Source organism: Variovorax sp. LG9.2, assembly GCF_035018885.1.
GTDB lineage: Bacteria > Pseudomonadota > Gammaproteobacteria > Burkholderiales > Burkholderiaceae_C > Variovorax.
The window spans coordinates 113,411-126,303 of record NZ_JASJXB010000009.1 but is presented as its reverse complement, the minus strand read 5'-3'; the positions used below and the strand labels follow the sequence as shown (position 1 = coordinate 126,303).

The 12,893-nt window shown below is 64.9% G+C and carries 13 protein-coding genes and 1 pseudogene; 10 read left to right on the top strand and 4 right to left on the bottom strand.

From position 1 onward, the window contains the following. The first annotated feature begins 2 nt into the window (after window positions 1-2). Window positions 3-575 carry an NADH-dependent FMN reductase RutF gene (rutF, locus tag QN413_RS11965; RefSeq protein ID WP_323496824.1) on the top strand — a complete coding sequence of 191 codons (573 nt, stop codon included), beginning with the start codon at window positions 3-5 and terminating at the stop codon, window positions 573-575. A 41-nt stretch (window positions 576-616) separates the two neighbouring features. Here the strand turns inward: rutF and rutR are convergent, their stop codons facing one another. Beyond that, the gene (gene rutR, locus QN413_RS11960) at window positions 617-1,384 is read right to left on the bottom strand and encodes an HTH-type transcriptional regulator RutR (RefSeq protein WP_323496823.1); all 768 of its coding nucleotides are present in this window, start codon (window positions 1,382-1,384) and stop codon (window positions 617-619) included. A gap of 150 nt (window positions 1,385-1,534) precedes the next feature. On the opposite strand from rutR, the gene QN413_RS11955 reads away from it, so the two are divergent. The 7 genes from QN413_RS11955 to QN413_RS11925 all read left to right on the top strand — a co-directional run bounded on the left by QN413_RS11955 (window position 1,535) and on the right by QN413_RS11925 (window position 8,104). Continuing rightward, the gene (locus tag QN413_RS11955; protein ID WP_323496822.1) at window positions 1,535-2,536 is read left to right on the top strand and encodes an isopenicillin N synthase family dioxygenase; all 1,002 of its coding nucleotides are present in this window, start codon (window positions 1,535-1,537) and stop codon (window positions 2,534-2,536) included. Between the two features lie 13 nt (window positions 2,537-2,549). Further along, complete coding sequence (locus QN413_RS11950; protein WP_323496821.1) at window positions 2,550-2,936, top strand: VOC family protein; 387 nt, start codon at window positions 2,550-2,552, stop codon at window positions 2,934-2,936. 69 nt (window positions 2,937-3,005) lie between these two features. After that, window positions 3,006-4,094, top strand: coding sequence for a BMP family ABC transporter substrate-binding protein (locus QN413_RS11945; protein ID WP_409050846.1), 1,089 nt, complete (start codon window positions 3,006-3,008; stop codon window positions 4,092-4,094). Window positions 4,095-4,113: 19 nt separating this feature from the next. Continuing rightward, window positions 4,114-5,646, top strand: a complete 1,533-nt coding sequence (locus QN413_RS11940) for an ABC transporter ATP-binding protein (RefSeq protein WP_323496820.1) — start codon at window positions 4,114-4,116, stop codon at window positions 5,644-5,646. Continuing rightward, window positions 5,639-6,751 carry an ABC transporter permease gene (locus QN413_RS11935; protein WP_323496819.1) on the top strand — a complete coding sequence of 371 codons (1,113 nt, stop codon included), beginning with the start codon at window positions 5,639-5,641 and terminating at the stop codon, window positions 6,749-6,751. Before QN413_RS11940 ends, QN413_RS11935 begins: the two co-directional genes overlap by 8 nt. Continuing rightward, a complete protein-coding gene (locus QN413_RS11930) occupies window positions 6,748-7,701 on the top strand; it encodes an ABC transporter permease (RefSeq protein WP_323496818.1) in 954 nt (317 codons plus the stop codon). The genes QN413_RS11935 and QN413_RS11930 overlap by 4 nt, the downstream gene beginning before the upstream one ends. A 148-nt stretch (window positions 7,702-7,849) precedes the next feature. Then, complete coding sequence (locus tag QN413_RS11925) at window positions 7,850-8,104, top strand: hypothetical protein (RefSeq protein ID WP_187053792.1); 255 nt, start codon at window positions 7,850-7,852, stop codon at window positions 8,102-8,104. Between the two features lie 45 nt (window positions 8,105-8,149). Here the strand turns inward: QN413_RS11925 and QN413_RS27340 are convergent. Next, window positions 8,150-8,260 (bottom strand): annotated as a pseudogene (locus QN413_RS27340) (RcnB family protein); the annotation flags it as partial. Between the two features lie 211 nt (window positions 8,261-8,471). Further along, window positions 8,472-9,368 carry a transporter substrate-binding domain-containing protein gene (locus tag QN413_RS11915; RefSeq protein WP_323496817.1) on the bottom strand — a complete coding sequence of 299 codons (897 nt, stop codon included), beginning with the start codon at window positions 9,366-9,368 and terminating at the stop codon, window positions 8,472-8,474. A gap of 186 nt (window positions 9,369-9,554) precedes the next feature. Between QN413_RS11915 and QN413_RS11910 the strand changes: the two genes are divergently transcribed. Further along, entirely contained in the window at window positions 9,555-10,799 is a 1,245-nt protein-coding gene (locus tag QN413_RS11910) for a D-amino acid dehydrogenase (RefSeq protein WP_323496816.1), read from the top strand. Here QN413_RS11910 and QN413_RS11905 read toward each other — a convergent pair. After that, on the bottom strand, window positions 10,796-11,392 hold the full coding sequence (locus tag QN413_RS11905) for a cob(I)yrinic acid a,c-diamide adenosyltransferase (protein WP_323496815.1): 597 nt from the start codon (window positions 11,390-11,392) through the stop codon (window positions 10,796-10,798). The genes QN413_RS11910 and QN413_RS11905 overlap by 4 nt on opposite strands. Before the next feature lie 69 nt (window positions 11,393-11,461). Between QN413_RS11905 and QN413_RS11900 the strand changes: the two genes are divergently transcribed. Further along, window positions 11,462-12,883, top strand: a complete 1,422-nt coding sequence (locus QN413_RS11900; protein WP_323496814.1) for an FAD-binding oxidoreductase — start codon at window positions 11,462-11,464, stop codon at window positions 12,881-12,883. Window positions 12,884-12,893: the final 10 nt, after the last annotated feature.

The window sequence follows — 12,893 nt, the reverse complement described above, 5'->3', positions numbered from 1 at the left end:
TCATGCCTTGCACGACCATGCCCGTGCCCGTGCCCGTGCCCGTGCCCTTGTCCGAGGTGCCAGCACCGTCCGAGCGCGAGGCAGCACTCGAGCGCAGCGACTTTCGCAATGCGATGTCACGGCTCGGCGCAGCGGTGAACATCATCACCACCGATGGCCCTGCAGGCCGCGCGGGGTTCACCGCATCGGCAGTGTGCAGCGTGACGGACGAGCCGCCGACCCTGCTCATCTGCCTCAATCGCACCGCCTCGGTGTACCCGGCCTTCCGGGCCAATGGCGTGCTGTGCGTCAACGTACTGGGCGCGGGACAGCGAGCGCTCTCAAGTGTCTTTGGCGGCAAGACGCCGATGGACGAACGTTTTGCCGGCTCGCAGTGGGAGCGAGGCGCCACCGGTTCGCCGGTGCTCGAAGGCGCCTCCGTGTCCTTCGACTGCCGCGTCACCAGCAGCACCAGCGTCGGCACGCACGACGTGCTGTTCTGCGAGGTCGTGGCGGTGGCGATGGGCGAAGCGGCGCATGGGCTCATCTACTTCGATCGTCGCTATCACGACATCGTGACGCCACCGGCCCACTGAGCCGGCTCGGGACAAAAGGCCAAGTCCGATTTCGCGTCCGTTCAGTTCTTCGCGGCCGACAGGATGCCCTGCAGCACGATGCGCTGCACGTTCTCCACCGTCTCTTCGAAGAACGCCGGATCGTCGAGCGTGCGACCGGTGATGGCTTGCACCTGCACTCCGAAATCGGCGTAGTGCTGCGTGGTCGCCCACAGCGCGAAGATCAAGTGATGCGGGTCGACCGGCGCCAGCTTGCCGGCCGCGACCCACGCCCTGATGACCTCCGATTTGCGGTCGACCAGATCGCGCAGTTCACGCCCCAGTTCGTCGCGCAATAACGGTGCGCCCTGAATCATTTCGAGGCAGAACAGCCGCGATGCGTCGGGCTGATCGCGCGAGATCACCAGCTTGCGTCGGATGTAGTGGCCGATGGCTTCACGCGGGTCTTGCTCGGCGCTGAAACCGCGCAAGGGTTCGAGCCATACGGCAAGCAGTTCGCGCAACACGCTCACGTACAGCTCTTCCTTGTTGGCGAAGTAATAGAGCAGATTGCTCTTGGAGACATCGGCCCGCGCTGCCACCTGATCGACGCTGGTGCCATGCAGGCCAAAGCGCGAGAACAGCCCCAATGCGGCAGCAAGGATCACGCTGCGCTTGTCTTCGATCTGGCGCAGCCGGCGGTTCACCGCGGCCACGCTGCGCACGCCGGGTGTGCGCAGCGCTTGCCCGCGCTGCGACGGCTTGGTGGCGGGCGTCGACTTGACGACCTTGGCCGTCTTGGTCATCTTGGCATTGGCCGCCTTCACCGCTCCTCCGGATGTCTTCGGCATGGGCTGCTGCTTTCTTGTTTCTGCATGCCGTGCTGCTTGCATGACGCGGGCCAGTTTGCCGCATTTGTCCATTTGGTCCAACTGGCACAAACGTTGCATGTCACTGCCGCTGCAGCGCACCGGTTCGCGCTCTTCAAAAGGATTCGAAGCATGACCCTGCTGACCGTACCCATCATCGATCTCGCGCCCTACTTCGAGGGCACCGAACAAGGCCGCGCCGAGGTCGCACGTAAGGTCGACGAGGCTTCGCGCAGCATCGGCTTTCTGGTCATCACGCACCACGGCATTTCGCCCGAATTGATCGCACGCGTGTCCGAGCTGTCGCGCCAGTTTTTCGCGTTGCCGCTGGCCGACAAGCGCCGCGTCGACCGGCCGCGCGAAGACGCGGTGCGCGGCTACAGCGCGGTCGGCGAAGAAGGTTTGTCGTACAGCCTGGAAGAAGCGACACCCGGCGACTTGAAGGAGTCGTTCTCGGTCGGTCCGTCGAACGTGCAGGACGACGAGTACCACCGCGGCAAGGCGGCCGGCCCGCACTTCGAGCCCAACAGCTGGCCCGACATCCCGGGCTTCCGCGAAGCGTACGAGGAATACTTCGAGGCGATGAGCGAACTCTCGCGCTCGCTGATGCGCATCTTCGCGCTGGGCCTGAAGCTGCCGGAGCGTTTCTTCGACGACAAGATCGACGAACACATCAGCATGTTCCGCGTGCTGAGCTACCCGCCGCAGAAAGAAGCCCCGTTGCCGGGCCAGTTGCGTGCCGGTGCGCACAGCGACTACGGCAGCCTGACGGTGGTGCTGCCCGACGACAAGGGACTGCAGGTGCTCAACAAGGCCGGCCAGTGGGTCGACGTGCCCCAGATCGAAGGTGGCCTCGTCGTCAACATCGCCGACTTGATGATGCAGTGGACCAATGACCAGTGGGTATCGACCATGCACCGCGTGATCAACCCACCTTTCGAGGCAGCCAGCACCAACCGCCGCCAGTCGCTGGTGTTCTTTCACCAGCCCAACTACGACGCGATGGTCGAGTGCCTGCCGAGCTGTCTGGCACCGGGCGCCAAGCCGACGTACGCGCCCATTTCTTCAGGCGACCACCTGATGTCGAAGTTCGTGAAACAGACGACCTTCGGCGGTACCAAGGTCGCGGCCTGAGGCACACGTTTCGATGGCCCATCTTTCCTACGTCAACGTCTTTGCGAAAGACGTTCTCGCGCTCAGCGGCTTCTATCAACGCGTCTTCGGCTTCTCTGAAATCGAGGCGATTCGCTCGCCGATTTTTCGTGGGCTCGACACCGGCAAATCGAGCCTCGGCTTCAACGCGCTCGAAGCGTACGAGCTGCTGCACCTAGCCGAGTTCTCCGACACGCGCGGCGTCAAGTTTCTGCTCAACATCGACGTCGACAGCCAGGCCGATGTCGACCGCATGGTGCCGATCGCAGTAACCGCCGGCGCGACGCTGATCAAGGCGCCTTACGTCACTTACTACCACTGGTACCAGTCGGTGCTGCTCGACCCGGAAGGCAACGTCTTCCGCATCAACTTCATGATGTGACGCGCCCTCGGCGACTGTCCCCTTCTTCTCTTTTCGATGTCTTCAACGCTCATCACCAAAGGCCTGACCATGTTCCGCAAAACCGCCCCGTACGCCCTCGTGGCGCTGACCGCCTGCACCGTTCTCGTCGCGCCGGCCATGGCCGACGGCTTCACGCTCAAGGGCGAGCCGAAGATCGCGATGATCTATTTCGGCCCCAAGAACGACGGCGGCTGGACGCAGGCTTTCGACGAGGCGCGCATCAAGGTCGAGGCTGCGACCGGCAAGAAGATCCAGTTCGTCGAGAACGTGCCCGAAGACGCGTCGGCCATCAAGCCGGCGGCCGAGCGCTTCATTTCGCGCGGCGCGAACATCATCATCGGCACCGCCTTCGGCTACTCCGACACCTTCAAGGAACTGGCTGCCAAGTACCCGGACGTCGCGTTCCTCAACGGCTCGGGCACCACCAACGGCAGCAACCTCGAATCGTTCTACGGCCGCACCTACGAGAGCCAGTACCTGTGCGGCATGGCGGCCGGCGCGGCATCCAAGTCGGGCAAGCTCGGTTTCGTGGCGGCCAACCCCTTCGGCGTGGTGAACTGGACCGTCAACGCCTTTGCGCTCGGTGCGCAAAAGATGAACCCGAACGCCACCGTCAACGTGATCTACACCGGCGCATGGAACGACCCGGTGAAGGAGCGCGCGGCCGCCATGGCGTTGATCGACCAGGGTGCCGACGTCATCGGCCAGCACGTGGATTCGCCGACACCGCAGATCGTCGCGCAGGAGCGCGGCGTGTACGGCACCGGCCACCATCGTGATCTGCGCCAGTTCGCGCCCAAGGCCACGCTGTGCTCGTCGGTCTGGGTCTGGGACAAGTTCCTGACGCCCGAGCTGAAGAAGATCATGGCCGGCAACTGGACGCCTTCGCAATACGGCGCCTTCATCGAGATGAAGGACGGCGGCACCGACATCGCAGGCTTCGGCGCGGGCGTGCCCAAGGACAAGGCCGCGATGATCACGGCAGAGCGCGACGCTATCCTCAAGGGCAAGCAGATCTACGCCGGCCCGCTGAAAGACCGCGACGGCAAGGAGCGCGTGGCTGCGGGCGGCACGCTGTCGGATGCCGACCTGTGGAAGATGGACTGGTACGTCAAGGGTGTGGTCACGCAAAAGTAAGCGCAGGACATTCAGCGTCATGGCGACCGCGCTGCAGCTCACCGGCATCTGCAAATCGTTCGACGGTTTCAAGGCGCTGATCGACGCGGACTTCAGCGCGCGCTGGGGCGAGGTGCATGCGCTGCTCGGCGAGAACGGCGCTGGCAAGTCGTCGCTGATGAACATCGCGGCCGGCCTCTATGCGCCGGAGTCGGGCCAGCTGCTGGTCGACGACAACGCAGTGCGGCTCGACGGCCCACGCGATGCGGCGCGGCATCACATCGGCATGGTGCACCAGCACTTCAAGCTGGTGAAGCCTTTCACCGTGGCCGAGAACATCCTGCTCGGGCATCCGCTCGCATCGAGTGAAGGCAGTCATCGCAAGCGGCTCGGCATGCTCGAAGCGCAGATCCGCGCGAAGGCCGACGAGCTCGGCTTCGCCATCGATCCGCGGCAATGCACGGAGCGGCTGTCGATCGCCGAACAGCAGCGCGTCGAGATCCTGAAAGTGCTGCTCGCGGGCGCCCGCATCCTGATCCTCGACGAGCCGACCGCGGTGCTGACCGACCGCGAAGCCAAACGCTTGCTGTCGACGGTGCAGGCGCTGGCGCGCAGCGGTTCTGCCGTCGTGCTGGTGACGCACAAGATGGCCGACGTGAGGCGCTATGCCGACCGCGTGACGGTGATGCGCGGTGGCCGCACGGTGAAGACCGTCGACCCGAAGCAGACCGCGGTGGCCGAGCTGGTGCAGCTCACCGTCGGCGACTCGATCGCGCACTCGACCTTGCGACCGCAGCGCTCGCAGGCCGGTGCGGCGCGGCTTACCGTGCGCGCCTTGCGCACGGCTGCGGCCAAGGTCGTCAGTGATGCGCGGCCTGCCCTCGATGGCGTCGACCTCACGCTGCACGCCGGCGAGATCTACGGTCTGGCCGGCGTCGGCGGCAACGGTCAAAGTGAACTCGCCGCCGCGTTGATGGGACTCGACTCGACGATCGATGGCGACATCACGCTGGAGGATTTCGGCGACTTGAAGGCCGCCTCGAATTCGCAACGGCGCGCGTTGCAGTTCGCCGCCATCCCGGCCGATCGCTATGGGCTCGCATTGGCCGGCGCCTTGTCGGTGGCGGAGAACTTCGGCATCGGCCAGGTGCATGGCGGGCGCTACGGCTCGCCGTGGCGGCTCGACACCACGCAACTCCAAGCCGATGCGAAGGCCGCCGTGGAACAGTTCGACGTGCAGGGCGTCCGCAACCTGGACCAGAAGGCGGCATTGCTTTCGGGTGGCAACGCGCAGAAGCTCGTGCTGGCGCGCGAGTTCGGCCGTACGCCGCGCGTCGTGCTGGCGCACAGCCCGAGCCGCGGGCTCGACGTGCGCGCCGGTGCCGAGGTGCATGCGCGGCTGCTGGCCGCGCGCGATGCCGGCGCAGCGGTGCTGCTCATCAGTGAAGACCTGGACGAAGTGCTGGCGCTGGCCGATCGCGTCGGCGTGATGACGCGCGGGCGCATCGTGGCGGAGTTCGATCAGCCGGCCGATCGGCAAGCCGTGGGACAGGCAATGGTCGACCATGGCTGAGCTCGCGGTGGACGCATCGACCGCCACGACCGTGGCACGGCAGCCGTTCGCAAGCCGGCGCTTCGCATTGGAGAGCCGGCAGCAGATGGGATGGCTGTCGCAGGCCGCGATCCTCGTTGTGTCGCTCGCCATCGGCATGGGCATCTCCGCGGCCATATTGGTCGCGGCGGGCGTGCCCGCGAACGAGCTGCTCAACGAGTTCGTGCTGCAGACGCTGTTCGACAAGCAAAGCCTGATGGCGGTGCTGTTCCAGGCGGCGCCGATGGTCCTCGTCGGCATCGCGGCCTCGATGTCGTTTCGTGCGCGCTTCTGGAACCTCGGGCTCGAAGGCCAGATGATCTGGGGCGCCATCGGTGCGACGGCCATCTCGTTCTTCGACCTCGGGCCGCCGACCCTGCGCTTGCCGCTGATGCTGCTCATGGCGATCGGGCTCGGGCTCTCGTGGGCAGTGGCACCCGCGCTGCTCAAGCTGAAGCTCGGCGTCAACGAAATCATCTCGACGCTGATGCTCAACTACATCGCCGGCTACTTCCTGCTGCACCTCGTCTACGGCGCATGGAAAGACCCGAAGGATTCGTTCCCGTATTCGCAGCAGTTCCGCGCCTTCGAGCGGTTGCCCGAATGGTTCGGCAATGTGAGCACCGCGGCGATCGGCCTCGCGCTGATCGTTGCCGTGCTGGCGTGGTGGTTCGTCGGCATCAGCCGTGCGGGGCTGTACCTGCGCTTCGTCTATGCCAACCCGCGCATGGCCGACGCGGTGGGCGTGCCGGTGCGCCGGATGATCCTGTCGGCGGTGCTCGTGTCGGGCGCGCTGTCGGGCATCGCGGGGTTCGTGGTGGTGGCGGGACAGGAGGGCCGGCTGACGCAGGCCTTCTACGCGGGCTACGGTTTCTCCGGCATCCTGATCGCCTTCCTCGCGCGCAACAATCCGTTGGCCGCGACGGTGGTTGCGGTGCTGGTCGCAGCGCTCTTCGTGGCGGGGCGCAACCTGCAGGTGTTCTATCAAATCCCGTTCTCGATGGTGCAGCTGATCCAGGCGATCGTGGTGATCTGCGTGGCTTCGTCGGACTTCTTCATCCGACACCGGATACGGCGCGTTCGATGAGTGCTTTTGCGATCGCCACCAATTGGTTAGGCAATGCGCCGGACTTTGCAGTGCCGTATGCGTTGGCCGCACTCGGGCTCATTCTCACCGAGCGATCGGGCGTGCTGTCGCTCGGCGCCGAAGGCTTGATGCTGGTCGGTGCGCTGGCCGGCATCGGCGCGCAGATCGCCTTCGGGCATCCCGCTCTTTCGCTCGTCATTGCGATGCTGGCGGCGAGCGCGGTGTCGATCCTGTTCGCCGCCATGACGATCCTGCTGCGCGTGAACCAGGTCATCGCCGGGCTGGCACTGGTCTTCTTTTGCCAGGGCTTGACCAGTCTCGTCGGCACGCTGTTCGGCTGGACCAATGTGGCGGTGACCAGCTTCAGTGCGCTGCCGTTGTGGCCGTTGTCGGAGCTGCCGCTGGTGGGCCGGCTCTTCACGCAGAACATCGTCGTGTACCTCACGCTGCCGATCTTCATGGCGGTCGTCTGGTACCTCACGCGCACCAGCGCCGGACTGCGCATGCGCGCGGTCGGCGAGAACCCGCAGGCGGCCGATGCGGCCGGCATCAGCGTCGGGGCATGGCGCTTCGCTGCGGTGCTCTCTGGGGCGGCGCTGGTCGGGTTAGCGGGCGCCTACATCTCTGTCGTGAGCACCAAGCTCTGGATCGCCGGCATGACCGGTGGGCGCGGCTGGATCGCAGTCGGCCTCGTGATCTTCGCGCGCTGGTCGCCATGGAAAGCGCTGGCTGGCGCGGTGCTGTTCGGCTGCATCGAAGCGTTGATTCCGCAGCTCGCCGCGGCCGGGGTGCAGCTGCCGCAGTACTTCGTGTCGATGACGCCGTACGCCATCACGCTCGCCGTGATGATCTGGGTCGCGGTTGCACAAAAAAGTGTCGAGGGCGGCGGGACCAACGATGGCGAACCCGGTGCATTGGGCGAGCCTTATTTGCGGGAAGAAAGACGATGACTACCGCGAGAGATCACATGGAATCACGGGATCTGTGGGCCCATTGGCACAGTGCCGCGTTGCGGACACTGCAGCGCCAAATAAGTCCGCGTCAGCCGCTAAGTCAAGCGTACATTGGTACACAGTACTGCTCCCGAAATGGATCGTCATGCCACTGCGCCGCCCTCTCGTTGCCCCGAAGGATTTCGTTTCTGCCGAAACCATCCGGCGTGACCGTCTCAGGCTGGCTTTGCCGGCAACTGTCGCCATGCTCCGTGAGCGGCACGCCGACCAGATCGACGTCGACGACATCGAAGCCTACGTCGCTCTCAACTGGCTCGAGTGGCAGGGTGGCGGCCTCCGGCTGACGATCACCGGCAAGAACGTCTGCGCGCAGATGGCGCCGGCTGCTGTCGCCGATTAGCGCAGCTTGAAGTGGATACGGTCCACTGCCCGCACACCGTTGCGACTACTGATTCGAGATGATCTGCGCGATCAGCCCGGTCGCGATGGCTGCGAGCACGAAGTCACCGCCGACACCGACCCACTGGTAACCGCGCGGAGGCGCATTAAGGTGGTTGCCGCGCCAGTCGTTGACTACGTAATTGCGGCCACGGTACTCCGTCGGTACGCGGCCACCGCGACGCCAGTCGGCATGCGGCTGCGGGAAGCCGCCGCGATCGAACTGGCTGCCGGGGCGATAGTCCTGATGTCCGTAGCGGCCGTCGTCATGACGGTCGAAATGATCACGTGGCTGATGCCGTTGCCGTTGCTCGTATTGCTGATCGCGGTCAAGTCGCCGGCTTGTCGCTCGGCGTCTTGATGTTGTCCTTCAGTTCCTTGCTCATAGGCAGCCCGATGGGCAGGTTCTTCGGCGCGATGGGCTGCATGAACCACTTGTCGTAGAGCTTGTCGAACTGGCCCGACTTCATCAAGCCCGTGATGACGCCGTCGACCAGCGCCTTGTACTGCGGATCGTCCTTGGGCAGCATGCAGGCGTACGGCTCGACCTGCAGCGCTTCGCCGACGACTTCGAGGTCGGCCGGGGTTTTGGAGTTCGACTTCAACCCGTAGAGCAGGATGTCGTCCATCGCGAAAGCCGTGGCGCGATCGCTCTCCACCAGCAGCAACGAATCGGAATGGTCCTTGCCCATCACGATGTCGATGTCGAGGTTCTTGTCGGTGCTGTATTTGCGCACGACCTGAACGTTGGTCGTGCCGGTCGTGATGGCGACCTTCTTGCCCTTGAGGTCCGGGTAGTCCTTGATGCCTGCGCCCTTCTTCACGAGCAGCCGCGTGCCGGTATAGAAATGGTTGATGGCAAAGGCGACGTCCTTGGCGCGCGCCGAGTTGTTGGTGGTGGAGCCGCACTCGAGATCGAGCGTGCCGTTGGTGATGAGCGGGATACGGTTTTGTGACGTCACCGCCATCAGTCCGACTTCCAGATTCGGCTTGCCCAGTTTTTGCTTGACCGCTGCGACGATGGCGTTCGTCAGATCGACCGAGAAACCGACGGGTTTCTCAGGACCGTCGAGGTAGCTGAAAGGCACCGACGATTCGCGGTAGGCCACAGTCATCTTGTTGGCTGCGGCAATCTTCGCAAGCGTGTCGGCAGCATGCGCGCCGGTGGTGGCGGCGAGTGCGGCGGCAACGGCCAGCACGGCGGTCGTGAGGGCAGAAAGTTTCATGGAGACCTCTTTGGAAAATTGAACGAACAAGAAACTTGGGAAGAGCTCGGCAGTACGCAAGGCGGGTGCCAACATGTCCCGTGACACTTCACACGCCAGATCCGCACTGCGTCGCAGCTCATCATTAGCCAAGCTCGCGAGGTCGAGCGCATCGGCATTTTCCAGAACGAAGGAACGAGGACATCCATGCACATTTGCGTGCTCGGCGCAGGCATCGTCGGACTGGCCACGGCCTGGCAACTGCAGCGCGACGGCCATCAGGTCACGGTGATCGATCGTGCTGCGCCGGGCGAAGGCGCGAGTGCCGGCAACGGCGCGCAGCTGAGCTACTCGTATGTGGCGCCGCTGGCCGATCCGTCGATCTGGCGACAGTTGCCGCACTTGTTGTTCTCGCCTTCGTCGCCGCTGAAGCTGCGCCCGAAACTCGATCCGCAGCAGTGGCGTTGGGGCCTCGCGTTCCTGGCTGCCTGCAATGCCCCGATGGCCGCTGCCAGCACTGCGCGTCTGCTCGCGCTGGCCGCAGCGAGCCGCGCCGTGTTCGACAGCGTGCGCGCCGAGTTGCCGGCCGACATCGACTTCTCTGCCACCGGCAAGCTGGTGCTGTACCGCAGTGCAGATGCGCTCGAAGGCGCACGTCGCCAGATCGATCTGCAGCGCGCTTTGGGCTCGGCGCCACAGCGGCTGGTATCGAACGAAGAGGTCATCGCCATCGAGCCTGCGCTCGCGGGCTATCACCGGCAAATCGCGGGGGCGGTGCACACGCCCAGTGAGTGCGCGGCCGATTGCCTCAAGGTATGCCGGGCGCTCGAACAAGTGCTTCGCGCGCGTGGCGTGGTCTTCTCGTTGGGTGCGGACATCGAAGGCTTCGACCTGAATAGAGGGAGCCAGCAAGGCCGCGTGCAGGCTGTGCAAGCCGCCGGAGGCCCGGTGCAGGCAGACGCCTTCGTGATGGCCCTGGGAAGCGCCTCGGCGCGCTTTGGGCGCCAGCTTGGCGCCTACCTGCCGGTGTACCCGCTGAAGGGCTACAGCATCACCCTCGACGTCGACAACTCGCCCGGCGCAGCGCCGACAGTGAACGTGACCGACAGCGCGCGCAAGACGGTGTTCGCACGCATCGGCTCACGGCTGCGCGTGGCCGGCATGGCGGAGATCGTCGGCCACGACAGCCGCATTCCTGAAGGCCGCATCGACATGCTGGTCGCCGCGACGAGAGCACTGTTCCCGCACTGCAGCGACTTTCTTGAACTCGCGCCGTGGACCGGCATGCGCCCGGCTACACCGACCGGCGTGCCGATCATCGGCCGCGTCGACGGCGCACCCGACAACATGTTCTTCAACACCGGGCACGGCGCGTTGGGGTTCACGCTGGCTTTCGGCTCGGCGGCCGAACTTGCGTCGAGACTGTCTCCTGCGGCTGCGGCAAGAAGCTAAGCCGTCGGCGCACCATCTTCGGCTGCGCCATCCGCCGCCGCACGCGCCATCCGCTCGCTCTTCCAGTAGACATCGTCGCCGCCGTCCATCCGGTTCAAGACCCGCGACAGCACGAAGAGCAGGTCGCTGAGCCGATTCAGGTACTGCCGCAGCGCATCGTTGATCTCGGTTGCCGCACCCAGTGAAACGACCGCACGCTCGGCGCGCCGCGCGACTGTGCGGCACACATGCGCCAGCGAGGCCGCGCGCGTGCCCGCCGGCAAGATGAACTCCGCCAATCGTGGCAACACCGCGTTGTGCTCGACCAGCGCGTTGTCGATCTGCAGCAGTGCCTCCGGCTTCAGCAGCGTGTAGCCCGGCATCGAAAGCTCGCCGCCCAGGTTGAAGAGCTGGTGCTGGATGTCGACCAGCAGTTCGCGCACGTTGTCCGGCATCGCCTCGCACAGCAGCACGCCGATCTGCGAATTCAACTCGTCGACGTCGCCCATGGCGTGCACGCGCAGGTGGTCTTTGGGCACGCGCGTGTTGTCGCCCAAGCCGGTGGTGCCGTCGTCGCCAGTGCGAGTTGCGATCTGAGTGAGGCGGTTGCCCATGGTCGTGTCTTTCTGCTGTGGAGTTTTGCGGTAGGTTCATAGAATGGTAGACCGCCTCCGGAGACATCCATGAACGCACCCACCGCCCTCGCCCATCTGACGCCTGAATTGGCGTTGCGCAACACACCCGACGCATTGATCGACGCGTTGAAGGCGCGCTTCGGCACCAACTGTTCCACGGCGCTCGCCGTGCGAACGCAACATGGGCGCGACGAGTCGTCGTTCGAGGCGCCACCGCCGTCGGCAGTGGTGTTCGCCGAATCGACGCAGGACGTCGCCGACGCAGTCACGCTCGCGAGCGAATACAGCGTGCCGGTCATTCCGTTCGGCGTCGGCTCGTCGCTCGAAGGCCATCTACTCGCCGTGCAGGGTGGCATCAGCATCGACGTGTCGCGCATGAACAAGGTGCTTTCGATCAACGCTGACGACCTGACGGTGACGGTGCAGCCGGGCGTCACGCGCAAGGCGCTCAACGAAGAGATCAAGAGCACCGGCCTGTTCTTTCCCATCGACCCGGGCGCCGACGCATCGATCGGCGGCATGACCGCCACCCGCGCCAGCGGCACCAACGCGGTCCGCTACGGCACGATGCGCGAGAACGTGCTGGCGCTCGAAGTGGTCACGGCCGGTGGCGAGGTCATTCGTACCGGCACGCGCGCAAAGAAATCATCTGCAGGCTACGACCTCACCCGCCTGATGGTCGGCAGCGAAGGCACGCTCGGCGTCATCACCGAAATCACGCTACGCATCTATCCGTTGCCCGAGGCGGTGTCGGCGGCGATCTGCTCGTTTCCGAGCATCGAGGCGGCTGTGCGCACGACCATCGAGATCATCCAGCTGGGCGTTCCGATCGCACGGGTCGAACTGATCGACGTGAACACGGTGCGCATGGTCAACGCGTACTCGAAGCTCACGCTGCGCGAAGAGCCGTTGCTGCTGATGGAATTTCATGGCTCCCCCGCCAGCGTAAAAGAACAGGCGGAGACGGTGCAGGAGCTCGCCAGCGGCCACGGCGGCAATGCCTTCGAATGGGCCAGCACGCCGGAAGAACGCACGCGGCTGTGGGCGGCGCGTCACAACAGCTACTTCGCGGCGATTCAGTCGCGGCCAGGCTGTCGGGCGATTTCGACCGATACCTGCGTGCCGATCTCCCGGCTGGCCGACTGCCTGCTCGAGTCGGTGGCCGAGGTCGACGCCAGCGGCATCCCCTACTTTCTGGTCGGTCACGTCGGCGATGGCAACTTCCACTTCGGCTATCTGATCGACCCCAACGATGCCGAAGAGCGCACCAAGGCCGAGGCGCTGAACCATGCGCTGGTGATGCGCGCGATCGAACTGGAAGGCACCTGCACCGGCGAGCACGGCATCGGGCTGCACAAGATGGACTTTCTCGTGACCGAGGCGGGCGCGGGAGCGGTGGACATGATGCGGACGATCAAGCGGGCGCTGGACCCGAAGAACATCATGAATCCAGGAAAAATCTTCCGCTAGGTTTCGCTCG